Annotated in this window: 20 protein-coding genes; 5 read left to right on the forward strand and 15 right to left on the reverse strand. The window is 60.5% G+C overall.

Annotated elements, in window-relative coordinates; all coding sequences use genetic code 11:
- Nucleotides 1-39: 39 nt before the first annotated feature.
- From AC07VV_RS05740 to AC07VV_RS05800, 13 genes are all read right to left on the reverse strand, one after another.
- Nucleotides 40-630, reverse strand: a complete 591-nt coding sequence (locus AC07VV_RS05740) for a hypothetical protein (RefSeq protein WP_495035610.1) — start codon at nt 628-630, stop codon at nt 40-42.
- On the reverse strand, nt 627-1,679 hold the full coding sequence (locus AC07VV_RS05745) for a hypothetical protein (protein WP_495035611.1): 1,053 nt from the start codon (nt 1,677-1,679) through the stop codon (nt 627-629). Before AC07VV_RS05745 ends, AC07VV_RS05740 begins: the two co-directional genes overlap by 4 nt.
- Before the next feature lie 12 nt (nt 1,680-1,691).
- Complete coding sequence (locus tag AC07VV_RS05750; protein ID WP_495035612.1) at nt 1,692-2,219, reverse strand: PAAR domain-containing protein; 528 nt, start codon at nt 2,217-2,219, stop codon at nt 1,692-1,694.
- A 34-nt stretch (nt 2,220-2,253) separates the two neighbouring features.
- Nucleotides 2,254-3,888, reverse strand: coding sequence for an ABC transporter ATP-binding protein (locus AC07VV_RS05755; protein WP_495035613.1), 1,635 nt, complete (start codon nt 3,886-3,888; stop codon nt 2,254-2,256).
- A 1-nt stretch (nt 3,889) separates the two neighbouring features.
- Nucleotides 3,890-4,912: an ABC transporter permease gene (locus AC07VV_RS05760; RefSeq protein ID WP_495035614.1), complete on the reverse strand. Its 1,023-nt coding sequence runs from the start codon at nt 4,910-4,912 to the stop codon at nt 3,890-3,892.
- On the reverse strand, nt 4,906-5,976 hold the full coding sequence (locus AC07VV_RS05765; RefSeq protein ID WP_192558157.1) for a microcin C ABC transporter permease YejB: 1,071 nt from the start codon (nt 5,974-5,976) through the stop codon (nt 4,906-4,908). Before AC07VV_RS05765 ends, AC07VV_RS05760 begins: the two co-directional genes overlap by 7 nt.
- Nucleotides 5,963-7,813: an extracellular solute-binding protein gene (locus AC07VV_RS05770; RefSeq protein ID WP_495035615.1), complete on the reverse strand. Its 1,851-nt coding sequence runs from the start codon at nt 7,811-7,813 to the stop codon at nt 5,963-5,965. Before AC07VV_RS05770 ends, AC07VV_RS05765 begins: the two co-directional genes overlap by 14 nt.
- A gap of 114 nt (nt 7,814-7,927) precedes the next feature.
- The gene (locus tag AC07VV_RS05775; RefSeq protein ID WP_495035616.1) at nt 7,928-10,582 is read right to left on the reverse strand and encodes a TonB-dependent receptor; all 2,655 of its coding nucleotides are present in this window, start codon (nt 10,580-10,582) and stop codon (nt 7,928-7,930) included.
- Nucleotides 10,583-10,701: 119 nt separating this feature from the next.
- Complete coding sequence (locus AC07VV_RS05780; RefSeq protein ID WP_495035617.1) at nt 10,702-11,205, reverse strand: RES family NAD+ phosphorylase; 504 nt, start codon at nt 11,203-11,205, stop codon at nt 10,702-10,704.
- A complete protein-coding gene (locus AC07VV_RS05785; RefSeq protein WP_495035618.1) occupies nt 11,202-11,678 on the reverse strand; it encodes an antitoxin Xre/MbcA/ParS toxin-binding domain-containing protein in 477 nt (158 codons plus the stop codon). Before AC07VV_RS05785 ends, AC07VV_RS05780 begins: the two co-directional genes overlap by 4 nt.
- 269 nt (nt 11,679-11,947) lie before the next feature.
- Nucleotides 11,948-14,869, reverse strand: coding sequence for a TonB-dependent receptor domain-containing protein (locus tag AC07VV_RS05790; protein WP_495035619.1), 2,922 nt, complete (start codon nt 14,867-14,869; stop codon nt 11,948-11,950).
- A 91-nt stretch (nt 14,870-14,960) separates the two neighbouring features.
- Nucleotides 14,961-15,911 carry a FecR domain-containing protein gene (locus tag AC07VV_RS05795; protein WP_495035620.1) on the reverse strand — a complete coding sequence of 317 codons (951 nt, stop codon included), beginning with the start codon at nt 15,909-15,911 and terminating at the stop codon, nt 14,961-14,963.
- Nucleotides 15,908-16,414 carry a sigma-70 family RNA polymerase sigma factor gene (locus tag AC07VV_RS05800; protein WP_096819977.1) on the reverse strand — a complete coding sequence of 169 codons (507 nt, stop codon included), beginning with the start codon at nt 16,412-16,414 and terminating at the stop codon, nt 15,908-15,910. Before AC07VV_RS05800 ends, AC07VV_RS05795 begins: the two co-directional genes overlap by 4 nt.
- Before the next feature lie 298 nt (nt 16,415-16,712).
- Between AC07VV_RS05800 and AC07VV_RS05805 the strand changes: the two genes are divergently transcribed.
- From AC07VV_RS05805 to AC07VV_RS05820, 4 genes are all read left to right on the forward strand, one after another.
- Nucleotides 16,713-18,431 carry a hydrogenase maturation protein gene (locus AC07VV_RS05805; RefSeq protein WP_495035621.1) on the forward strand — a complete coding sequence of 573 codons (1,719 nt, stop codon included), beginning with the start codon at nt 16,713-16,715 and terminating at the stop codon, nt 18,429-18,431.
- A gap of 84 nt (nt 18,432-18,515) precedes the next feature.
- Complete coding sequence (locus AC07VV_RS05810; RefSeq protein WP_495035937.1) at nt 18,516-19,379, forward strand: LysR family transcriptional regulator; 864 nt, start codon at nt 18,516-18,518, stop codon at nt 19,377-19,379.
- A 110-nt stretch (nt 19,380-19,489) separates the two neighbouring features.
- On the forward strand, nt 19,490-20,635 hold the full coding sequence (locus AC07VV_RS05815; protein WP_495035622.1) for a sterol desaturase/SRPBCC family protein: 1,146 nt from the start codon (nt 19,490-19,492) through the stop codon (nt 20,633-20,635).
- Nucleotides 20,636-20,685: 50 nt separating this feature from the next.
- Entirely contained in the window at nt 20,686-21,708 is a 1,023-nt protein-coding gene (locus tag AC07VV_RS05820; RefSeq protein WP_495035938.1) for an SMP-30/gluconolactonase/LRE family protein, read from the forward strand.
- Between the two features lie 77 nt (nt 21,709-21,785).
- On the opposite strand, the gene AC07VV_RS05825 is transcribed toward AC07VV_RS05820, so the two are convergent.
- Together AC07VV_RS05825 and AC07VV_RS05830 are read right to left on the reverse strand one after the other, a co-directional pair.
- Entirely contained in the window at nt 21,786-21,971 is a 186-nt protein-coding gene (locus tag AC07VV_RS05825; RefSeq protein WP_495035623.1) for a hypothetical protein, read from the reverse strand.
- Nucleotides 21,972-22,078: 107 nt separating this feature from the next.
- Nucleotides 22,079-22,321: an HP1242/YdcH family protein gene (locus AC07VV_RS05830; protein ID WP_495035624.1), complete on the reverse strand. Its 243-nt coding sequence runs from the start codon at nt 22,319-22,321 to the stop codon at nt 22,079-22,081.
- A gap of 206 nt (nt 22,322-22,527) precedes the next feature.
- On the opposite strand from AC07VV_RS05830, the gene AC07VV_RS05835 reads away from it, so the two are divergent.
- Nucleotides 22,528-23,049 (forward strand): DUF4142 domain-containing protein, encoded by a 522-nt coding sequence (locus AC07VV_RS05835; RefSeq protein WP_495035625.1) that lies wholly within the window; start codon nt 22,528-22,530, stop codon nt 23,047-23,049.
- Nucleotides 23,050-23,271: the final 222 nt, after the last annotated feature.

Genomic DNA, 23,271 nt, shown 5'->3' on the forward strand with positions numbered 1-23,271 from the left:
AAAAATCCCGCCTTGATGGCGGGATTTTTCATTTCAGCGTCATTGGATGCCGGCGGCGTCCAGCTCCTTGAAGACCTCACGATCGGCGATCTGGGTCTCACTGTCGGGGTACATCAACTGGACGTTGCCCCCGGGGATGATTTCACCTGTCTGCGCATCACGGGCGAAGGTGATGACATACCGCTCACCCTGATACTTCAAATAAATATTGTAATAATCCTGCGGCTTGTCCGGTGCTTCAAAAGCGCTGTAGCGATAACGAATTCGCGGAATCAGCATCGGCCAGGCGTTGCCGAGCGAGTCGCCATTGACCGCTGGATCGGCCGCTTCAAGGGCCACAATGGCACCCGCTACCAATTCATCGTTGTCGCTCGACTTGAAAGGCAATGGTCGATTACGCAACATGGTCACGGCGCTTGCCTTGCCCTCGACAACATCACGACGGTACAGGTCGTTACGAAACCATTTTGTTGCATCAAAACGGTTTTCTTCCGGGCTCCAGTCGCCGTAATACATCATTACTTTCTCGCTCATCGCATCTTCCCTTGTGTGCAGATACAAACCCATTGCACTAAAAACCAGCAAAAAAGCCGCTATGACGACCACGCGCTTATGAAAATTGACAGTCATGGTTGCGCCGGTTGCCCCTTTTTAAACTTCAGTTGCTGCTTCGGTGGCCCCAAAGGCGTATTGCCTGAACGAACTTTTCCGACAGCGCCGTAATCGTCCAGCGGAAATTTCATGTTCTTTTCGTTCTTCGCACGACTCTGGGCATGCATCGACAGCTTTCTATCGTTTTCGGTCGCCTGATCCGGCGGCTGGACCGGAGCTGTTTCGCCGGGCAGCGCCAGGGTGTCGTCCTTTTTTGACAATCTATATTCAGCAAGACGTCGTTCATAACCCGCTTTCTTGATCCTGAACGTAGATTTGGCTTTTTCGTCCGACGCTATACGCGCTTTCGCCCCCTCCAAACCATCGCGATCTGCATCGCTGCCATACGTTTGATCGTAAAGACTGCGTCGCGGGTAAGCATGAATGGTTGCCCCGGTTGCCTCGGCAAGTTGTTGTGCGAGGCTGAGTTCGTAATGCTCCTGACCTTCTCTGACCACCGCCGTCTCGTTCACACCTAACCCGGTTCGGCAAGCGTACGAAAAGATATTGGCGCCCAGGGCAAAGGCGTCAGGCTTCAACTGGCTGGCCTGGGCAGGCCCGAAGCGATAGGTGGTGTCCTTGCCTTCGATTTCGTAACCGAACTCGATATTGAACACCACGCCGTGGGCAAAAATGTCGAGCTGTTTGATCTCGCGCTTCTCTTCGACCCGCTTGTTTATAAAGGCAACCAGTTCGGCGGCGGAATCGATCTCCAGGTATTCGGCTTTGTATTTATTGACGACAAGCTCTTTGAGCGTCGCGCGCATTTTGGGGTCGTACTCGGCTGTAAACAGCAGAAAGAAGGTTTTGTCCGCAGCCCCCATTTTAATACGCAAGTAGTCGCTTAGCTGTCCGACACCCTGGTTGATGAAACTCATCTTGTTGCCGTAATTCCCGCGAAACTCGGTCCAGCTACTGATGTGGTAGGAGCCTACCACCGTCACATAATCGTACTTGAGCGTCCCCTTGACCTGAGTAGTCCCATGTTGATCACTGGTCTGTACCTGCTTTTTTTTCGGTGGTGGCACGTTCAACTTTCCTTAGTAATCAATGCCCAGGGCATCCAGGTGAGCGGCAGCTTCCTTGCCCCATTGCACGACAATCGATGTCGGATCGGCAGTGAATACCCGTGCCGCATTACCGTGATTGTCGGTGTGGCCGACCAGACGCTGACCGTCACCGGTTTCGATGCAATAGAGCATGTCGGGAATGGCTTCGCCGGTGCCTTCGTCCACCAGCTGGAAGCGCTCACTGTGCTTGGGTACGGTAATGATCGGAGTGAAAGGAGCGGAGCCGACCTGGGTGCCGACGAACACATCGCCGGAACCGGTAATGATCATGCCGCCATGAGCGGTGGCACTGCCGAGAAAGGCGATGGGCTTGCCATTGATCAGGATGTTGCCGATGCCTTCGGTCACGCTATCACCGCAAGCCGTGGCGTCACCGACGCGCAGCACCGGCATGCCGTTGATGTTCACATTGGGCGAACCACTGGTGCTGGGATTGGTACCGTGGCCAGTGACGGGGCAGGCATTGAGGTCGCTGAGGCGCGCGGCAGGCTTTGCCATCGTTTACATCCTTGTACGAGTGGGGATGCGGAATTTACCGGATGTGTGCCGTGTTTGAAAGGCTGATCTCCTGTCTGCTCTGGCCCGTCGTGACCGGTGCCACAATCGATGCCGCCAACAACTCCCTCGTGTACGGATGCTGTGCCGAGCGAAACAATTCGGCCGTTTCCCCACGCTCCACCACCTCGCCATCCTTCATCACGATCAAGTCGTGGGCCAGCGCTCGTACCACCGCCAGGTCATGACTGATAAACAAATAGGCCAGCCCGTGTTCCTCCTGCAATCGGCGCAACAGCGCGACGATCTGTTTTTGTACTGTGCGATCCAGCGCCGAAGTCGGCTCATCAAGCAATATCAGATCCGGTTTCAGGACCAGCGCCCGGGCAATCGCAATGCGTTGCCTCTGCCCGCCGGAGAACTCGTGGGGATAGCGATGGCGTGTAGCAGGGTCGAGCCCGACTTCCTTCAATACATCGATCACGGCCTGTTCACGCTCTAGCGCATTCAAGTCACTGTGCACCTGTAAGCCCTCGGCAATGATCTGCTCCACGCACAAGCGTGGGCTGAGGCTACCGAACGGATCCTGAAACACCACTTGCAGGCGTTTGCGCAGCGGCCGCAGTTGTTTTCCGCTCAGTTGCTCCAGCGCTTCGCCCTCGAATCGAATGCTGCCTTCGGCCTCGATCAATCGCAGGACTGCCTGACCGAGGGTGGATTTCCCCGAGCCGGATTCACCGACAATGCCCAGGGTCTTGCCTCGCTGCAGCGTCAAATCAATACCGTTGACCGCATGCAGATACGACTTGGGTCTTAGCCAGCCGCCACCGAGTGGGAAGCGCACGTTGAGATCTCGAACCAGCAGCAGATCCTCCCCGGCGTCGCGGCATAGCGCCGCGCCACCGGGTTCGGCGTTGAGCAACTCGATGCTGTAAGGATGCTCCGGCGCCCGGAACAGTTGCTCGCAAGTCGCCTGTTCAACGATCTCGCCGCCGCGCATTACCGCGACACGCTGGGCAATGGTGCGCACCAGATTCAAGTCATGACTGATGATCAGCAACGCCATGCCCAGTCGTTGTTGCAGCTCTTTGAGCAACAGCAGGATCTTGCGCTGCACGGTAACGTCGAGGGCAGTGGTCGGCTCATCAGCGATCAGTAAATGAGGCTCACACGCCAGCGCCATCGCGATCATCACTCGCTGCCGTTGCCCGCCGGAGAGCTGATGCGGATAGGCCTGCAGACGCTCGCTCGGGCGTTGAATGCCCACCAGCTCCAACAACTCCAGAATCCGTTTGCGTGCCGCCGCGCCCGCCAGACCTTTGTGCAGCGCCAGACTTTCGCCGAGTTGCCGTTCGATGCTGTGCAACGGGTTCAGCGAACTCATCGGTTCCTGAAAAATCATCGCGATGCGGTTACCACGCAGTTGCCGCAGATAACGCTCATGCACGCCCAACAATTCCTCGCCGCCATAACGAATGCTGCCGTCAATGCGGGTGATGGCCGGGTCCAGCAGTTGCAGGATGCTGTGGGCCGTCACCGATTTGCCGGAACCGGACTCCCCCACCAGCGCCAGGCATTCCCCCGGACGAATGTCGAGGTCGATGCCGTGGACCACTTCCTGGCCTTTGAAGGCGACTCGCAGGTCGCGTATTTCGATCAAGTGTTCACGCATATCAAGTCCTGGGGTCGAAGGCATCACGGCACGCTTCGCCGATGAATACGAGCAATGAAAGAATCAGCGCGAGCGCAAAGAACGCAGTCAGGCCTAGCCACGGGGCTTGCAGATTGGTCTTGCCTTGGCCGATCAATTCACCCAGCGAAGCACTGCCCGCCGGCATGCCGAAACCCAGGAAATCCAGCGCAGACAACGTCGCAATGGCTCCGGTGAGAATGAACGGCAGGTACGTCAGCGTCGCGCTCATGGCGTTGGGCAGGATGTGTCGCACAATCACTTGGGCATCGCCGACACCCAGCGCCCGCGCGGCTTTCACGTACTCAAGCCCCCGACTGCGCAGAAACTCGGCGCGCACCACGTCAACCAGGCTCAGCCAGGAAAACAGCGCCATGATGCCCAGCAACCACCAGAAATTCGGCTCGACGAAGCCCGACAGAATGATCAGCAGATAAAGCACCGGCAGCCCCGACCAGACCTCCAGCAAACGCTGCCCGATCAGATCGATCCAACCCCCGTAATAGCCCTGGAGTGCACCGGCGGCGATGCCGATCAGGGCACTGGTCGCGGTCAGCGCCAAGGCAAACAGCAGCGATACCCGTGTACCGAAGATCACCCGCGCCAGCACATCCCGTGCCTGATCGTCGGTGCCCAGCCAGTTCTCACCGGTGGGAGGACTCGGTGCCGGTTCCGTGAGGTCGTAATTGACCGTGTCGAAACCGAACGGGATCGGCGCAAACCACATTCGCCCGCCCTGCCCCTCGATCAGCTCGCGCACCTGGGCGCTGCGATAGTCGGGCTGAAACGGCAACTCGCCGCCGAAATCCTGTTCGGTGTAACGCTTGAACGCCGGAAAATACCAACCGCCCTGGTAGCTCACCAACAGCGGTTTTTCGTTGGCGACCAGCTCGCCGCCAAGGCTCAAACCAAAGAGCGCAAGAAACAGCCACAACGACCACCAGCCGCGCCGATGGGCCTTGAACCGCGCCCAGCGGCGCTGTCCGATGGGAGATAACGTCAGCATCGGGCGGTCCTCGCAGAGAAGTCGATGCGCGGGTCGACCAGCGTGTAGCACAGGTCGCCCAGCAGTTTTATCAAGAGTCCGAACAGGGTGAAGATGAACAGCGAACCGAATACCACCGGGTAATCCCTCGACACTGCCGCCTCGTAACTGAGGCGCCCGAGGCCATCGAGGGAAAAAATCACCTCGATCAGCAGCGAGCCGCCGAAGAACACAGTCACCAGCGCCTGAGGCAACCCGGCGACCACCAGCAGCATCGCATTGCGAAACACGTGTCCGTACAACACCTGCCGCTCACTCAACCCCTTGGCCCGGGCCGTGACGACATACAGCCGCGAGATCTCGTTGAGGAAGCTGTTCTTGGTCAGGATCGTCAGGGTCGCGAAACCACCGATCACTAACGCGCTGACCGGCAACACCAGATGCCAGAAGTAATCCGCCACCTTGCCCCACGGCGTCAGCTCGGCGAAGTTGTCCGAGACCAGCCCGCGCACCGGAAACCAGTCCAGCGCCGTGCCGCCGGCAAACACCACGATCAACAACAGGGCAAAGAGAAAGCCCGGCATCGCGTAACCGATGATGATCGCCGCACTGCTCCAGACATCGAACGCCGAGCCGTTGTGTACCGCCTTGCGAATACCCAGCGGGATCGACACCAGATAAGTAATCAGCGTCGCCCACAGGCCCAGCGACAAGGTCACCGGCAATTTCTGCCAGATCAACTCCGTCACCGTCGCGCCACGAAAGAAACTCTTGCCGAAATCCAGCTGCGCGTAGCTCTTGAGCATCAGCCACAAGCGCTCGCTGGCGGGTTTGTCGAACCCGTACTGACGCTCGATATCGGCCACCAGTTTCGGGTCCAGGCCACGGGTCGCGCGGGACTCGCCGCCAATGGTTTCGACATGACTTGCGCCCACCGCCCCGCCGACACCGATGCCCTGCAAACGGGCGATGGCTTGCTCGACCGGGCCACCGGGCGCAGCCTGCACGATCACGAAGTTCACCAACAGAATCGCCAACAAGGTCGGCACGATCAGCAGCAGACGCCGCAGACTATAACCCCACATGGGCAAACTCCTTTTGCTGTTTTTGCGCCTGTGTGGCGGTCAACGCCGTCGGACTGATTTCCCACCAGGTGTCGAGGCCAGCGTCGTACAGCGGCGCAATCGCCGGCCGGCCGAAACGGTTCCACCACACCGTGGAGATTCCCGGCGGGTAGTAGTTGGGAACCCAGTAGTAGCCCCACTGCAACACCCGATCCAGCGCCCGGGCATGGCGCAACAGACTCGCGCGACTGTCGGCCTGCACCACGCCTTCGAGCAGCGCATCCACCGCCGGATCACGCAGGACCATGTAGTTGTTGGAACCCGGATCATCGGCGCCGTCGGAGCCGAAGTAATTGAACATTTCGCGCCCGGGTGCCTGACTCACCGGATAACCGACGACGATCATGTCGTAGTCGCGATTGCGCACGCGGTTGGTGTATTGCGCGGTGTCGACCTGACGAATATCGAAGCCGATGCCGATCTGCGCCAGGTTGCGTTTGAACGGCAGCAGCAAGCGCTCGAAACCTTTCTGGCCGTTGAGAAAAGTGAATTGCAGCGGCTCGCCGGCGGCATTCACCAGCTGATCGCCACGGGGTTTCCAACCGGCGGCCTCCAGCAGTTTCAGCGCCTGCAACTGTTGCGCGCGGATGTTGCCGCTGCCGTCGGTGCGCGGCGCCTCGAACACCTCGCTGAACACCTCATCGGGAATCTTGCCGCGCCAGGGTTCGAGGATTTTCAGTTCTTCGGCGTCCGGCAATTCAGTGGCTGACAGCGCGCTGTGGGAGAAGTAACTGCGCTGGCGCAGGTACATGCTGCGCATCATCTGCCGATTGCTCCATTCGAAATCCCAGAGCATGGCGATCGCTTGGCGCACCCGGCGATCCTGAAACATCGGTTTCTGCAGGTTGAACACGAAACCCTGAGCGCCTTGAGCAGCACCGGGAGCGAGGTGTTCACGCAGCAACTTGCCCTGCTCCAGCGCCGCACCGGCGTAACCGATGGTGTAACTGGTGGCGGAGAATTCGCGGTTGTAATCGAAGCCGCCGGCCTTGAGCACTTGCCGTGATACGTCGGTGTCGGCGAAGAACTCCACACTCAACTGATCGAAGTTGTAGAGCCCGCGACTGACCGGCAGATCCTGGCCCCACCAGTCCTTAACCCGCTGGAATTTCACACTGCGCCCGGCATCCACCCCGCTGACCCGATAGGGGCCGCTGCCGGGCGGAATCTCGAAACCAGCGCCTTCGGCGAAGTCCCGCGTGCGCCACCAGTGCTCGGGCAGTACGGGTAGCACCGCCAGATCCAGCGGCAAGGTGCGGCTGTCGTTGTTCTTGAATACGAAGCGCACTTGCGTCGGCGACTCGACCTGCACCTCGGCGACATCACGAAACTGCTGCCGGTACTTCAGGCTGCCCTGGGTGGTGAACAGCTTGAAGGTGTAGCGCACGTCCTCGGCGGTGATCGGCGTGCCGTCATCAAAACGCGCCTCTGGATTGAGATAGAAACGCACCCAGCGCCGATCCGCGTCCAGCTCCATGCGTTGCGCCACCAGGCCGTAGACGCTGTAGGGTTCGTCTTTGCTGCGATACGCCAACGGCGCGTAGAGCCAGCCATCGATCTCGGCGACGCCGGTGCCTTTTTCGACATAGGGAATCAGGTGATCGAACGGACCGCTTTCCAGCGAAGAACGCCGCAGGCTGCCGCCCTTGGGTGCGTCGGGGTTGGCGTAGGCCAGGTGCTGGAAGTCCGGGGCGTATTTCGGGGCTTCGCCGTAGACCGTGAGGGCGTGTTGGGGCTGCGCAAAAATAGCCTGGCTCAGCACAAGACATACGCCCAGCAAAGTGAGTCTGGAAAACATGGGCAGATCCTTTAACCACGTACCTGCCTACCTTTGATGTGCAGCGGGCAGGCATTTTTTATAGGGCCGGTTTTAGAACAATGGGTTACTAAAACCGGCACCGACTGGTCATTCTCAGAACTTGTAGTTGACTCGCGTGAACAGCGTGCGCCCAAACGGGTCGCCGTATTTCGGGTCGTAGCCGCTCTGGAACGTATAGGTCTGGTTGCTGAATGGCGGCTCGCGGTCGAACAGGTTCTTCACCCCCAGCGTCACGGCCAGGGTCTTGCGCCAGGTGTAAGTGCCGGCCACGTCCCAGACGTTGTACGAGCCAACGTAGTCGTGGGTCTCACGATCCGAGTCGTGATAACCGCTGGTGTAGCGGTTGGTCAGGCTTGCGCCGAACGGGCCGTAGTTCCAGCTGCCGGTCAGGCTGTGGCGCCAGCGGGCAACGGCGCCGGCCGAGGAAAAGTCACCGCCGCGGAAATCGCCCAGCTTGTCGATGTAGTCGCCCTTGAGTTGCTGCTGATACTCGTAACGACTGACATAGGTCCCTTGCAGACCGATGCCGAAATCGCCGTAGGCCGTGCTCGGCAGGCGATAGTCGAAGCTCACGTCGACGCCGTTGGTCTTGATCTTGCCCAGGTTGGCCAGGCCGGTGACGACGTGATCGATAGAGCCATCAGGCTTGCGGATCAAACGCTCCGGGTACAGTTCCGGGTTCTCGAACACCGCCGACTCGGGAAACTCGGCGATCTGGTTGGCGATATTGATCCACCAGAAATCCAGCCCGGTGGTCAGGCGATCGAACGGCTGATACACGAAACCGAGGGTGACGTTGCGCGCGGTTTCCGGGCTCAGGTCCTTGTTGCCGCCGGTCCGACTGTTGAACTGCTGAGCGCAGTCGCGGTTGGCAATCCCGCCGTTGCTCGGGTTGCCACCGGCACACAGCCGCGGGTCGTTGTAATTGGCCACGGTGAACGTGGTGAAGTTCGGGTTGTACAACTCGTACAGCGATGGTGCCCGGAAGCCTTCACTGTAGGCGCCGCGAACCACCAGCTCCTTGAACGGCTGGAAGCGGAACGAGTATTTCGGGTTGGTGGTGCTGCCAAAATCACTGTATTTGTCGTGTCGCACAGCGGCGGACAGTTCCAGGCTGTCGAGCACCGGCACGTTGACCTCGGCGTACTGCGCCGAGACGCTGCGGTCCCCGGTGACGCTGGCATTGGGGTCAACGCCCAGGCTCTGCACATCGGCCGCGAACTGGGCGAAATCCTGATGGAAGTCTTCCTTGCGGTATTCGCCACCCAGCGCCAGCGCCGAAGGGCCGGCGCCAAACCAGTCACCGATCTCGCGGCTGACACGGCCATCAATGGCCTTCACCCGGCCGACGGCTGTTCCGTAATCGCCATCCACCGCGTTGGCCGCCAGCAACGCGGAACCTGCAGCCGTCTGCGGGCCGAACGGATTGATCACACCGTTGGCAATGCCCTGGCTGACAGCCCGGTCGTTCACATAACCGCTACGGATGGTATTGACCACTTTGTTCTGGTTGTACGAGGCACCGACGTTGTAGTCCCAACCGACGAGCGTGCCGTCGAAGCTCAGCAGCAGGCGCTGACCCGTGTTGTCGTCCTCATGCTGGCGAGCACCGACAGCGGTTTCGCGCCAGTTCACGTCTACCGGTTGCGTTGGATCAAGGGCAAAACCGCTCGGCCCCGGGGTGATGCCGTTGCCCGGATAAAACGTAGTACCAGGATTGACCTGATTGCCCATCAAGGTACCGGGGCCGATCTGGGTGCGGTTTTCGTTGCGTGCCCAGAAGTATTCGAGGCTGACGTTGTGATCGTCCGACAGCTTGCCGGTGGCTTTGGCGAAGGCCGACGTCTTTTCGGTTTCCGGCACCAGATCGAGGTAACTCCACAGGCTCTGGCGGCAGATACCGTTACGCGACAGCAGGCCCGGTGCATTGCAACCGGAACCGGCCAACGGGTTGGTGGCGTTGCTGCCCTGACTCCAGTTGGCGGGTGACGCCGTACCGGAGGTGTAATCCAGCCCTCGCCCCGGCTGGTAATTGTAGGTGTAGGCGCGATCTTCGGCGGCCAGCCGTTGCTGCTTGTCGTAACTCACAACGCCGAACACGTTGAAGCGATCGTCCTGCAAATCTCCAAAACCCCAACTGCCGCTGAAGTTGCGGCTTTCACCGCCGCCGGAATGGGTCGGCGTGTCGTAGTTGGTACTGATCTGACCTTCGGTGAGGCTGGTCTTGGTGATGAAGTTGATCACCCCGCCGATGGCATCAGTGCCGTACAGCGCCGAAGCACCGTCGCGCAGCACTTCAACCCGGTCGATGGCGGCAAACGGAATGGTATTGAGGTCCACGCCGGAGCCGTTGATGGCGTTGGTCGCGTTATTGCTCAAACGCCGGCCGTTAAGCAGTACCAACGTCTTGTTCGGGCCAATGCCTCGCAGGTCAGCGTAAGACGCCCCGCCGCTGCTCGAACCCACCGAACGTCCGGAGCCCACGGAAGACTGGTTGGCAGAAATGCGATTGACCAGTTCTTCAGTGGTGGTCACGCCTTGCTTCTGCAGTTCCTCAACCCGAAGGATGGTGACGGGTACCGCCGTTTCGGCATCGACCCGGCGGATCGCGGTGCCGGTGACTTCGACCCGTTGCAGTTGAGTGGTCGGTTCTGTGGCACTGCTGTCGGCGGCAATCGCCGGCAATGTGTTGATCGCCAGCAGCAAGGCCAGGCTCAACGGGGATCTAACGGGTGAAAATCGAATCATGAACAGCCATCCCTGCGTTTTGGTTTATGCAGGGATGTGCGATGACCAATAGGGATTTATAGGGCGCGATTTAGACCGTTGGGTGATGAGGTTATGCAAAAAAGAGGCATGTGAATTTCTCAGATCAATTCCGCGTCCCGCAGCAATCGCGTATCCAGCCCGAACCGTTCTTGAGAGACCATCCTGAATTGCCCCTCAGCCAGATCGCAGCTCACCAGCAAATTCCATGAATGCCGGGTGGCTGCCGAGGGGATCAGTACGAACGGATGCTCGGCCAGCAATGCATCGGCAAAATCCTGCTGGTTGGGCGACGCCTGTGCCGGGCTCATCCAGTAGGGGTTGGGCAGCTCCTCGGGTTGCACGATTTTCACAAGTGCCTCACTGATCACCTCAAAGCACGTCAGCACATAGGGACTTCTATCCAGTGCGTTAAAGCTCCCATGAGCTGCCACCTCCAGAATGGCTGTAGAGGGATCGATCGAGGCATAAACGACGCGCCGGCCGGGCCGGTTCCATCGACCGCCCTGCAGTTCCGAACCAATTCCGCTGTCCCAGGTGCATCGATAAACCTCAGGGTCCAGCCGCCACGCATACCAACGGTCGTCCCAAGGCAACGGGTTCATTGATAAACCCCGTATTTGATTCGGTGCAGATAAGCATCGACCGATTGATACCCCAAAGAGCTCTCAATCAATGCGACGGGCCTGTAACCGTTTAACCATTTGGTTGCCTTGTTCAACCATTCCTCGGCGCTCGACTGATCGTGGAACACCTCGATGGCGGACTCCAGAGCGTGCGCATACTGGAAGGCGATCATGCTCTGTTGGCGGCTCAGGCGCGTAGGCTCGTCGCTGTTAAGCAAGCGCCGTACGGTTCTGACGGACCTTCCGGTGATGAGCTGCACAAGTTCGCTTTCCCGGTACAGCTCAGACGTTGAAATCATGTTGACGACGTCGCGCAGATCAAAGCCTTCCAGCGCATAACGGATGATGTACATGGTATCCCGGTCCCATATCCGGCCATGCAGCAACAACTCCACAGGTTTGCCCTCGATCTTCTTCAGACCGGTAAGTCTGGGTGCTTTTGTCTGGGGCATGGGAGCACCCTCCGTAGGGCACCTGGCGTGATCGGCACGCCAGAAATCACGAGGGGAATAAGTAGAGTTTTCGTGCTCGAGATGTGCGGTTCGCATAATCCATCCAATGTCAGGGGCCCGAGCGTTCAGGCCGGTCAGTGACTTCATGTCACGACCGATGCTATAGGCCCCGCTTCCGACGGCCAACCTTAAAAAGTCGTCGGAAATATCCCTGATTTCACTCAAAATCCGGCAACTTCCGTAGGACGCTGTGGAGCATCATTCCGTACTCAACTCCCGAAGTGATAACTCACATCCAGCCACCACTGACGGCCGTACGGGTCGTAGTTGCCGGTCGGGTAATACGGCCAGCCTGCCGAGTCGTCATGCTTGACCTGATTGAGCACGTTGTTCACGGTCAGCCCGACGCTTGCCCGGTCGTTCAAGCGATAGCGCGCACTGGCGTTGAACACCGTCCACGGCGACAGACGTCCGTCACCCGCGCCGTTGGTGACCGAGCCATACCGGATGCCCATCAACGTCGCCGTGGCCTTCTGATAGTCCCAGGTCAGGCTGGCGTTGACCTTGCTGCGCCAGTCGTAGTTGGTGCGCGAAGTGCGCCAATCCTGGGTCGGGGCTTCGTCCGATTCCTTGTAGAAATGCGACAGCACCAAGGTGTAGCCCAGCGCCGAACTGAACGCGCCGTACTGGCCCGCGCCCCAACGGATATTGCTCTTGAAATCGAGACCGCTGACCCGCTCGCTCGCCGCGTTGATCGCATTCACCCGCACCCGCTGCAACTGGTTGGGATCGATGGCGGCATTGCCGGGATTGCGATCGACGCGAGCGAGGGTCGACTGGCAATTGGCCGAGTTGATGTCCTGGGTGCCATTGCGGCATTCGTTCTCCTGCTGCAACAGGCGGTTTTCGTCGACGGTGGTCAGCAGGTCATCGATTTCCACACGCCAGAAGTCGGTGGAAAAATCGAAGTTGCGCGACGGCGACCAGACAAAACCGTAGGTCCACGACTTGCCGCGCTCGGACTCCAGATCCGCCGTGCCGCTTTGCGTGTAGTCGACCCGCCCACGATCACACGCGCCCGCCACGCCCTGACTGCAACCGTAATAGTCGATCTGCGCCGGATAGTAACCATTGCTGTCGGACTGGTAGATGTAGTTCAGGTCGGGCGCGCGGAAACTGGTGCCGTAACTGCCGCGCAACAACAGGCTGGTGACTGGTCGCCATTCCAGGCCGAGGTTGTAGGTTTTCTGCTGCTCGGTGCGGCCGCTGAATTTGTATTGGTCCCAGCGCCCCGCCGCTGTCGCCAGCACGGTGTCGGTGACCGGAATGCTGAACTCGCCGCCAGCCGCGTATCGCTTGCGCGAACCACCCGAACTTTGCGCCGGGGTCACGCCATAGAAACTGCCGTCGTTGAGGCTGTCGTCCGGATCGATCCGGTATTCCTGTTTGCCTGCTTCCAGTACGCCGGCAAAGCCGACCGGGCCGGCCGGCAGGTCAAACAGATCGCCATTGACCGAGGCGTTGTAACTGGTGGACACCGACTTGCTGCTTTGGCTCAGGTTGCCGCGAAACTGCTCCCATTCCTGCGGCGTCAATGGCCGGTCGAGGCGCGAGGCGTCCGGGGCGAACACCGGGTAGCCGCCGCGTGTACCGAGCTGCGGGCCGAGATAGAAATCCTGGATCGACGACAGCGGCGTGTAGCGTGTGGTGCGCACGCTTTTGTATTCCGAGCGGTTGGCCGCCAGATCATAGTGCCAGCCGGTGTCGGCGATCTTGTCCGAGAGCCCCAACGTGCCGGTCCACGAGGTGTCGCGCCACTTGCTGTTGTTGCTGGTGCGCCCGCCGATTTCCTCTTCACCGAAACGGCGATACCAACGTTCCAGACTGCCGCTGTTCTGGTTGATGAAATCCGGCGAAGTGAAGGTCGGACCACGGGTGTTGTTCTGGATGTGGTCGAGGCCATACATCAGATCAGCGAACACCTGACCGCTATCACTGAAATGCCAGGTGCCACGGGTGTAGCCGTCGTAGTTTTCCTTTTGTGTCTGGATCGTCCAGTAATCGTTGTACATCTGGTCGGTGCGGCAGCGCCCGCCGCTGTTGAACAGTTTGTTATCGAACGTGCCTTGATAAGCGCCGCAGCCCGGTCCCAGGTAACGGTTGTTGCTCAGGTCACGGCGGTAACCGACGTCCGCCAGCGGCCCGCTCTGCATAAAACCTCGGTCATCGGCCCAGATCGGATCACGATTGGTCAGCTCAAGTCCGAACAAACCATCGAAGTCGCCCCAACTGCCGCCGCCGCTGATCTGCAACCGCTGATTGTCACCGCCGCCGCGCTCGCTGGTACCGCCCTTGAGGTTGACGTCGACGCCATTCATCTTGTCCTTGAGGATGATGTTCACCACCCCGGCGATCGCATCCGAACCATAGATCGCCGAGGCGCCGCTGCTGAGGATTTCGATGCGGTCGATGATCGCCGACGGAATGTTCGCAAGGTTGGTGAAGTTGACCTTGCCGTCGTACGGCGTCGGGTAATCGGCGACCCGCCGGCCATTGATCAGTACCAGCGTGTGGTTGGGCCCCAGGCCGCGCAGGTTGAGTGCGCTGGCGGCCGGTTGCCAGGTGTTGCCGTAGTCTTCGCCTTGGGTCATGCCGGTGTTTTGCGTCTGCGTGGCGAGGGCGTCGTAGACGTTCTTGTAACCCCGCGCTTCCATTTCTTCGTGGGTGATGACGTTGACCGGCGTCGCGCCATCGCTCTGGGCCCGGGCGATCCGCGAGCCGGTGACCGTGACTTTTTCCATGCGGTAATCGGCGCTGCTGGCGGGCACCACAGCAGCGGCTTTCACGGGCGCAGCGCTCGGCACATCGGCCTGGCGAATGCTCAAACCCTGAGTGCCCTGCTCGACTTGCAGACCGCTGCCGAGCAACGCCTTCTCCACCGCCTGCCGGCCACCCAACGCACCGCGCACGGCACTGCTGCGCTTGCCCTGCACCAGATTCTGGCTGAAGGAAATCGGCACGCCGGTCTGGCGCGAGATATCCAGCAGCACCTCGTCGAGGGCTCCTGCGGCGATGTCGAAGGTAAAGACCTGAGTGGCGGCGTCTTGCGCCAATACGGCCGAAGGAACGATGCCCATCGCCAGCGCGGCGGCCAGCGTCAGGCGGGGTAATTGTTGTTTGAATGAGAACATCGAGGGGCTTCCCTGTTGAAGGCGTCTGCAGGGAATGAGCAGCGGGCCGGCGCTTTTTATAGGGTCGCGGATAGACCAGGAAGTTATGGTTTTATAACCGTGCTTCGATACTGACCCAGTACGGGTTGTGCCAGGTGACACGGATCGGCAGCGAACGTTCGAGCAATTGCAAGGTGCGGTCGCTGTCGTCCAGCGGATAGAGGCCGCTGAGGCGTAAACCGGCGACGTCGGGGCTCAGGTACAGAATGCCGCGACGGTAGCTGCGCAGGCTGTCGATGACTTCGCTCAAGGGACGATCACGCACTTCGAGTCGCCCTTGCACCCAGGCGCTTTCCTGCCCTTTGCTGCGTTCCAGCGCGAGAAACTCCTGACCGTTGAACAGCAGGCTTTCGCCCGCCTCCACCACTTGCCGCGCGCCGCCAGCAGTAACCACTTCGACCTGCGAATGCAGCATCACCAGCCGCGTCGAATCCTCAGCACGCTGCACCAGGAATTTCGTACCGAGGGCGCGCATCCGCCCGTGCTCGGTTTCGACCACAAACGGCCGGGCCAGATTTTTCGCCACGTCGACCAGCAGTTCACCGCTGCGCAAGGCCAGAAGACGCTCGACGTTATCGAATCGCGGCACCACGCGGCTGCGGGCGTTCAGCGTCAGGGCGCTGCCATCCTCCAGCGTGAATTGACGTCGCTCGCCTGTACCCGTCGACAACTCGCCGGCCTCCGGCAGCCAGCCATAGCGTCGACCGAGCAAACCGGCCAACACCGCAATGCCGAGCACACTCAAGCTGCCGCTGATGAATCGGCGGCGACTGCTGGCGGGCGCATTCAGGCTGTGCAGCACACTCTCACGCGGCAACCCGCGCAGGTTCGAATGACGCAGCAGATTCAGCCCGCCGCCCATTTGCTCGATGATCTGCTGATGCCGTGGATCCGCCGCACGCCATTCGTCGAAGGCTGCGCGCTCCTGCAGGCTGACATCCCCCGACTGCAACAACGCCATCCATTGCGCGGCTTCGTCGATCAGCGTTTCGTCCGGTCTCATGCCTGCATCGCCTGATAGCAACGCTTGAACGCCTCGACCATGTACTGCTGCACGCGACTGGTGGACACACCGAGGCGCTCGCCGATTTCGCTGTAGGTCAGGCCGTCGAGCTGATGGTAGAGAAACGCAGCCTTGGCCTTGGCCGACAGGCCGTTGAGCAAGCGATCCACCGCCAGCAGTGCTTCGATCACCAACGCCCGCTCCTCGGGTGACGGATGCACCGGCTCTGGCGCCAGGGCCAGGCTTTGCAGGTAGGCACGCTCCAGGTCCTGCCGGCGCCAGCCTTCATAGACCAGACGCCGGGCAATCGTCGTCAACAGTGCGCGGGGTTCGCGTATGGCCAGTGGATCGGGCAACGCCAGCACCCGAAGAAAGGTTTCCGAAGCAATGTCCTGTGCGCTGTGCGGGCAACCGAGGGTACGGCTGACCGCTGCGCATAACCATCGGTAGTCCTTTTGGAACATTTGCCCGATGACTTGGTAATGCGGGTTGTGACTCCCCATGCCTTACTCCCTGAAAACGGGCTCCACCCGCTGCGAAAATCCATGGATACGCCGGGATCGTCCGGCGTTGATCAGGGGAGCGACTGTGCAATAGCATCGCGGACATTTGAAGTAATAAAAAATCAGGATCAGCAAACCTTTGAGAATAAGACACGTCGTCGCCACGGCAACATTGGCTGACACAACGTTGATCTCGATCAGTGGCGCCGGCCACGCCAGTCTCTAACCTTGCGCCTCCATCGATAGCCACGGACGGCTCACCGGGAGCCTGCGGCTGACCCTTCAAGGAAGAGCAATCATGCGATCACTCAACATCATTCTTTTGTCGTCGGCGTTCAACGGCCTGACCCAGCGTGCCTGGCTGGACCTGCGTCAGGCGGGCCATTCGCCCAGCGTCGTGCTGTTCACCGACGAAACCGCCGTGTGCGAACAGATCGAACACAGCGGCGCCGACCTGGTGATCTGCCCGTTCCTCAAGGACCGCGTACCCCACGCGCTGTGGAGTAACCCGCAACGTCCGGTGGTGATCATTCACCCCGGCATCATCGGCGATCGCGGCGCCAGCGCACTGGACTGGGCGATTACCCGCGAACTGCCGTCCTGGGGCGTGACCGCCCTGCAAGCGGTGGAAGAAATGGACGCCGGCCCGGTCTGGGCCACCTGCGAATTCAACCTGCCGACGGGCCTGCGCAAATCCGAGCTGTACAACGGCCGAGTCAGCGACGCGGCGATCCGCTGCATCCGTGAAGTGGTGGAGAAATTCATCGACGGCTATGTGCCGGTGGCCCTGGATTACGCCGATCCGAAGGTTCTGGGACGTCTGCAACCGAACATGAAACAGGACGACCGCACCTTCGGCTGGCACGACTGCTCGCGCTTCATCAAACGCTGCATCGACGCGGCGGACGGCCAGCCCGGCGTGCTCGCCAGCCTCGCCGGCGGGCAGTATTACGTGTATGACGCGCACCTCGATCAGCGCACCGGGATGCCCGGCGAGATTCTCGCGGTGCACGACGATGCGGTGCTGGTGGCGACCGGTGATCACAGCCTGTGGATCGGATCGCTGCGGCGCAAACCGCAACCCGGCGAAGAAACCTTCAAGCGTCCGGCACGGCATGTGTTGGCCGGGCAACTGGCGCACGTGCCGGTGCTGGACTGGTCGATTGCCAATGCGCCGTTCAGCGACGAGACGTATCAGCCGATTCGCTATCGCGAGTCCGGACAGGTCGGCGAGCTGACGCTGGAGTTCTACAACGGCGCCATGAGCACCGAGCAGTGCCAACGCATGGTCGAGGCTTTGCGCTGGGCCAAGTCCCGCGACACTCAAGTGTTGTTGATCAAGGGTGGACGCGGCAGTTTTTCCAACGGCGTGCATTTGAATGTGATTCAGGCTGCCGAAGATCCGGGCGCCGAAGCGTGGGCCAATATCCAGGCGATCGACGATGTGTGCGAGGAACTGCTCAGCGCACGGCAACTGGTGGTCAGCGGGGTCACCGGCAATGCCGGCGCGGGCGGCGTGATGCTCGCCCTGGCTGCCGATATCGTGTTCGCCCGCGCCGATATCGTGCTCAACCCGCACTACAAGAGCATGGGCCTGTACGGCTCGGAATATTGGACCTACAGCCTGCCCCGCGCCGTCGGCCCGGCCATGGCCGAACAACTGACCCAGGCCTGTCTGCCGGTCAGCGCCACCCAGGCGTTGCAACTGGGCATGGTCCAGGAAGTCGGCCCGCGCTGCCCGGACGAGTTTGGTTTGTGGCTGCTGCAACGGGCCAATTCGGTACTGAGCGATCCGACGTATGCGCCAGTGCGTGAACGCAAGCTGCGGGTTGATCACGAACTGATCCGCCAATGCCGCGAAACCGAACTGCAGGAGATGCAGGAAGACATGCTGTACAACCGCAATCAGTTTGCCGAGAAGTGCCGGAATTTTGTGTACAAGCGCAAGACTTGCTGCACGCCAGCGCGGTTGGTGGAGGATTGGGCGAGAGTGCGTGAGGCTGAGCTCGCCGGTTGAGTCCCGATGCAGGTTCGCGATTGCACGATGACGCGATCGCGAGCCTGCACCTACAATGCGGGCACCTCAACCACCGGCCCGCCCATGGACATCGACCTCGCCCGCACCTTTCTGGAAATCGTCCGCCACGGCAGCCTCGCTGCGGCGGCCGAGAAGCTGTTCGTCACCCAGACTGCGATTACCGCCCGTGTGCAGAAGCTAGAAAGCCAGTTGGGCAGCACACTGTTCGTACGTAACCGTGCCGGTGCGCGCCTGACCGCCAATGGCGAGGCTTTCGTGGTCTACGCCAATCAACTGGTGCAGACCTGGGAGGCCGCACGCCGCGACCTGCCGCTGCCCGAAGGCTACGACAACGTGCTGCACATCGGCGGCGAAGTCAGCCTGTGCAACCCGTTGATGCTCAGTTGGGCCGCCGAACTGCGCGAGAAGATTCCCAGCCATGCCCTGCGCATGGACATCCGCGACGGCGAAAACCTGCTGCGCCAACTTGAACTCGGCGTGCTCGACGCAGCGTTGGTCTATCAACCGGAATACTGGCCGGGATTACAGGTTGAGCAAGTGCTGGAAGAGAAACTGATTCTGGTCCGAACCCCCAACCGCCCCGCGCCTTACGTGTACATCGATTGGGGCACCGATTTCCGTCGCCAGCACGACGCCGCGCTGCCGGAAAAAGCCAAGGCGGCCCTGAGCTTCAACCTCGGCCCGCTGGCCCTGCAATACATTCTGGAGAACGGCGGCAGCGGCTATTTCCGCACCCGGGTGGTGCGCACCTATCTGGAAAGCGGCGCACTGGAAACCGCCACCAAAGCCCCGGAATTCGGCTACCCGACCTACCTCGTCTACTCCCGTGACCGCGATTCGGCAACCCTGCAACAGGCGTTCGATCTGCTGCGCGAAGTGATCAAGGCCGATGACGACTGGTCGCAACGCTGGAACCCGTTGAGCTGACGACCGCTATGCACCGGAGCATGGCAGTTGTGACCTCAAGGTAGACCCTGCACAAACGGCGGGATCGGCTAATCTGCCGGGTATAACGACAATATCCGCAGGTGACCGCAGTGAGGCAGACCACCGAGGCATTTCGCAGCCGCTATCGTGCGGCGATTCATCCGCTGTACAACCCGTGGCTGCACGGCGCCTTCGTGCTGCTGTTCGGCGTGCTGGCCATCGGTGCGTTCTGGAGCAGCACACATCAGGTGCGTCCGCTGGAATGGCTGGCCGTGCCGCTGACCTTGCTGTTCTTCAACTTCGGCGTGTACGTGGTGCACCGCCACCTCGGGCATCACAAGAAAGCCTTCGCCAAGATGTTCTATGCCCGTCATGCCGGCGACCATCATAGTTTCTTCACCCCTGGCCACATGACCTGGGACAGCGCCCGCGACTGGCGGGTGATCCTGTTTCCGGCGTGGCTGATCGTGGTGCACACGCTGCTGATCACCCTGCCCCTGTGGTGGCTGTTTTCGCAGGTCAACGCCAACGTCGCCGGACTGTTCGGAGGCAGCATGGTGCTGGGTTACCTGACCTACGAGGTGTTTCACGCCTGCGAGCACTTGCCGGCGCAACACCCGCTGAGCCGCCTGCCGTGGATCCGCCAGATGCGCCGTCTGCACGAGTTGCATCACCGTCGCGAGCGCATGCAGGAGCGAAATTTCAACATCGTCCTGCCCCTGATGGATTACCTGTTCGGCTCCCTCTACTGGGAGCCGGAGCCCGTCCCTTTGACCGATTCGAGAACGCCCATGACCCGCATGCAGCATCCGATCGACATCGCCGGCGACCCGATTGCCGTACTCGCCTACGCCGCCACCGTCAGCCGCTGGCCGGAGTGGCACCCTTCCTCGCTGAAAATCGATGGCCCCGCCGGCCCGTTGCATGCCGGTGCCCGTTTCGAAGAAGACATTCATGCCGGTGGCCGCGAGGGACATTTGAGCTGGGAAGTCACCGAATACCTGCCAGGTCGGCGCTGGTGTGCCCGGGCCCAGGGCGATCATGGATTGTCATTGCATCTGACCTACGAATGCTCGGCCGCAGGCGAAGGCACGGCTTTTGTGCGCACCCTCGATTACCGCTTCGAGAGCCTGGGCATGCGCATCGCCAATCAGTTGTTGCTCAAACGCCGCATTGAACGTGAATCGGCGGCCTCGATGCTGGCCCTGCGCGACAAGGCGACTCGGCATCTGGCACTCGCAGGAGCTCACGTGTGAAGTTGCGCCATGTGATTTTGCTGCTGATCGTCTTGATTCTGGCCTTCCTGATGCTGATGCCAACCAAGGTCGAACCGGTGGCCTGGACACCGCAACCGGCACCGTCGCTGACCGAAGGGATTTACGCCGAAAACCAGCGTCTCAAAAGCGCAGCGCAGGTCGGCCCCAGCGACATTGAAGGCCCGGAAGCCCTGCTGCTGGAGGGCGACGCATTGATTACCGGGCTACACGACGGGCGTCTGATCCGCACCAGCCTCGACGGCCAGCAACGCAAAGTGCTGGCCGATACTGGCGGGCGTCCGCTGGGACTGGCGCGGCACCCCAACGGCTTGCTGGTGATCGCCGACGGGGTCAAGGGTTTGCTGTCACTCGATGCCCAGGGCCGACTGACCGCGCTGACCACTGAAGCCAATGGCCTGAAGTTCGGTTTCACCGATGACGTGGCCATCGACAAGTCCGGGCATTACGCCTACTTCAGCGATGCCTCCAGTCGCTGGGGTTACGGCCATGACGGCGAAGCGATCATCGAGCACGGCGGTGACGGACGTCTGCTGCGCTATGACTTCCAGACCGGCAAGACCAGCGTTCTGCTCGATAAACTGGAATTCGCCAACGGCGTGACCCTCGGCCCGGATGACGCCTATGTGCTGGTCAACGAAACCGGCGCCTACCGCATCAGCCGCTTTTGGCTGACCGGGCCGAAGGCCGGCACCCATGACCTGTTCATCGACAACCTGCCGGGTCTGCCCGACAACCTCGCGTTCAATGGTCGGGATCGTTTCTGGGTGGCGCTGTACACGCCGCGCAATCCGCTGCTGGATCGCACCGCCGGGCATCCGTTCGTGCGCAAGATGCTCGTGCGGGCAATGACCGTCCTGCCCAAACCGCTGGAAAAACGCGGGTTCGTGTTGGGGCTGGATCTGGACGGCAAGGTGATCGCCAATCTGCAGGATGCCAGCGCCGGCAATTACTCGCCGATCACCACGGCGCGCGAGTATGGCGAATGGTTGTATTTCGGCTCGCTGAAGGCCACGCACATGGCGCGGATGCCGCTGGATGCGGCCTTGAAATGAAGGCCTGAAATTCGCGTTGAACCGGCGGGCGCCATCGCTGCGATGCGGCGGGCCGACGATCCAGCGATGGCGGACGGTCAGTTGTTGGACCGATCGAATTTTTCCGGGTCTTCATCTTCCGGCAGATCCGCGATCTTCCGTTCCTCCTCAGGATGGCGGACGGTATGCGCTGGACTGTTGGGCTCGGGATGCGTCGGAACCGGGTCGAATGCGCCCTGCTCTTCACTGGGGAACTTGTAATCGGGGAGCTTGGGTTTGTTCATGAGGCACCTCGCAAAGAGTCGTTAAGTGAAGACTCTGTACATTCGAGGTGCCGTCGTGGCTGTCGTTCCAGTCGTGCACCATCGAAGATCAATGGCGCGACTGACGGTCAGGATCGCGCCTGCAACTGCTGGACGATCTTGTCTTTGACCTGCAAGCGTTTCTCTTTGAGTTTCTTCAGGGTGTCGTCGCTCGGAGCATCCGAGGTCGCCGTCTCGGCCTTGACGACTTCGGCGTCCGCCTGGGAGTACTTGTTGATCAGTGCATCCAGAAACGGATCCGCGGTGCGTTTTTGCTGGATCTCTTCCTTCGTAAGCTTCAAGTCCTGTAACAGATCATGGGTCACCGGCATGGAACACCTCCGTCAGTTGATCGGCAGCCAACGCGACCGATTGCGCTGGCCAGTTATCAGAATGGCCTTGGTTGACCGGTTCTGTCGACCACCTGTCAGACCAGCGGTGCCCGTTCGTCGCCCTGTCGCAAATGCAATAAAACCTTCGCCCGCAGGCCTCCCTCCATTGAGTAACACCCCCAAAATACCTGCGTGGAGAAACACCAATGGACGGATTCAATCTGCGTCATCTTTTTCTGGCCATGGCGTTGAGCACTGGCATGGGCTCGGCATTTGCCGCTACCGACAATGACTTCGTCGACAACGCTGCCGCCGGCGGCATCGCCGAAATCGAGACCAGTCGCCTGGCGCTCGAGAAGAGCCAATCGGCCGACATCAAGGCCTTCGCCAACATGATGATCACCGACCATGGCAAGGCCAACGATGAATTGGCCACAATCGCCCAGGCCCACGACATCAAGGTCCCGGACTCCACGACTCTGGTCAAACAAGCCAAGGAAAAAATCCTCGACATGCGCGATGAGTCCTTCGATGCCGCCTACGCCAACAATCAGGTCAAGGCCCACGAAGAAGCCATCAAACTGTTCGAGAAACAGGCCAACACCGTGACCGACGACCAGGTCAAGGGCGCCACCGAACTCAAGGGCTTTGCCCAGAAAATGCTCCCGGGGCTGCAAAAACACCTGGCCGCCGCCAAGGAACTGCAAGCCAAACACCCGAGCAAATAAACGCCAAACGCGCAAAAGGGCCGCATCCACTGGATGCGGCCCTTTCATTTCTGCCCCCCGAAATCCGCCAAAAAACCTCCGCCGCCACCCACGCCGACTAGAGTTACCGGAACGTTCCTTGCGACAGATCAAAAATATCCACTCGGGAACGAACAACTATTTCATACGGCAAATGTCATTCATTTCGCGCCGGTCGTTTTCCCGCACACCGGCCCCCACTTC

The organism is Pseudomonas sp. GW821-FHT02C04 (assembly GCF_059421845.1).

Coding starts and splice junctions, on each gene's coding strand:
- AC07VV_RS05740 (WP_495035610.1), bottom strand. CDS start 630: ATGACTGTCAATTTTCATAAGCGCGTGGTCGTCATAGCGGCTTTTTTG.
- AC07VV_RS05750 (WP_495035612.1), bottom strand. CDS start 2,219: ATGGCAAAGCCTGCCGCGCGCCTCAGCGACCTCAATGCCTGCCCCGTC.
- AC07VV_RS05755 (WP_495035613.1), bottom strand. CDS start 3,888: ATGCGTGAACACTTGATCGAAATACGCGACCTGCGAGTCGCCTTCAAA.
- AC07VV_RS05760 (WP_495035614.1), bottom strand. CDS start 4,912: ATGCTGACGTTATCTCCCATCGGACAGCGCCGCTGGGCGCGGTTCAAG.
- AC07VV_RS05765 (WP_192558157.1), bottom strand. CDS start 5,976: ATGTGGGGTTATAGTCTGCGGCGTCTGCTGCTGATCGTGCCGACCTTG.
- AC07VV_RS05770 (WP_495035615.1), bottom strand. CDS start 7,813: ATGTTTTCCAGACTCACTTTGCTGGGCGTATGTCTTGTGCTGAGCCAG.
- AC07VV_RS05775 (WP_495035616.1), bottom strand. CDS start 10,582: ATGATTCGATTTTCACCCGTTAGATCCCCGTTGAGCCTGGCCTTGCTG.
- AC07VV_RS05780 (WP_495035617.1), bottom strand. CDS start 11,205: ATGAACCCGTTGCCTTGGGACGACCGTTGGTATGCGTGGCGGCTGGAC.
- AC07VV_RS05785 (WP_495035618.1), bottom strand. CDS start 11,678: ATGCCCCAGACAAAAGCACCCAGACTTACCGGTCTGAAGAAGATCGAG.
- AC07VV_RS05790 (WP_495035619.1), bottom strand. CDS start 14,869: ATGTTCTCATTCAAACAACAATTACCCCGCCTGACGCTGGCCGCCGCG.
- AC07VV_RS05795 (WP_495035620.1), bottom strand. CDS start 15,911: ATGAGACCGGACGAAACGCTGATCGACGAAGCCGCGCAATGGATGGCG.
- AC07VV_RS05800 (WP_096819977.1), bottom strand. CDS start 16,414: ATGGGGAGTCACAACCCGCATTACCAAGTCATCGGGCAAATGTTCCAA.
- AC07VV_RS05805 (WP_495035621.1), top strand. CDS start 16,713: ATGCGATCACTCAACATCATTCTTTTGTCGTCGGCGTTCAACGGCCTG.
- AC07VV_RS05810 (WP_495035937.1), top strand. CDS start 18,516: ATGGACATCGACCTCGCCCGCACCTTTCTGGAAATCGTCCGCCACGGC.
- AC07VV_RS05820 (WP_495035938.1), top strand. CDS start 20,686: ATGCTGATGCCAACCAAGGTCGAACCGGTGGCCTGGACACCGCAACCG.
- AC07VV_RS05825 (WP_495035623.1), bottom strand. CDS start 21,971: ATGAACAAACCCAAGCTCCCCGATTACAAGTTCCCCAGTGAAGAGCAG.
- AC07VV_RS05830 (WP_495035624.1), bottom strand. CDS start 22,321: ATGCCGGTGACCCATGATCTGTTACAGGACTTGAAGCTTACGAAGGAA.
- AC07VV_RS05835 (WP_495035625.1), top strand. CDS start 22,528: ATGGACGGATTCAATCTGCGTCATCTTTTTCTGGCCATGGCGTTGAGC.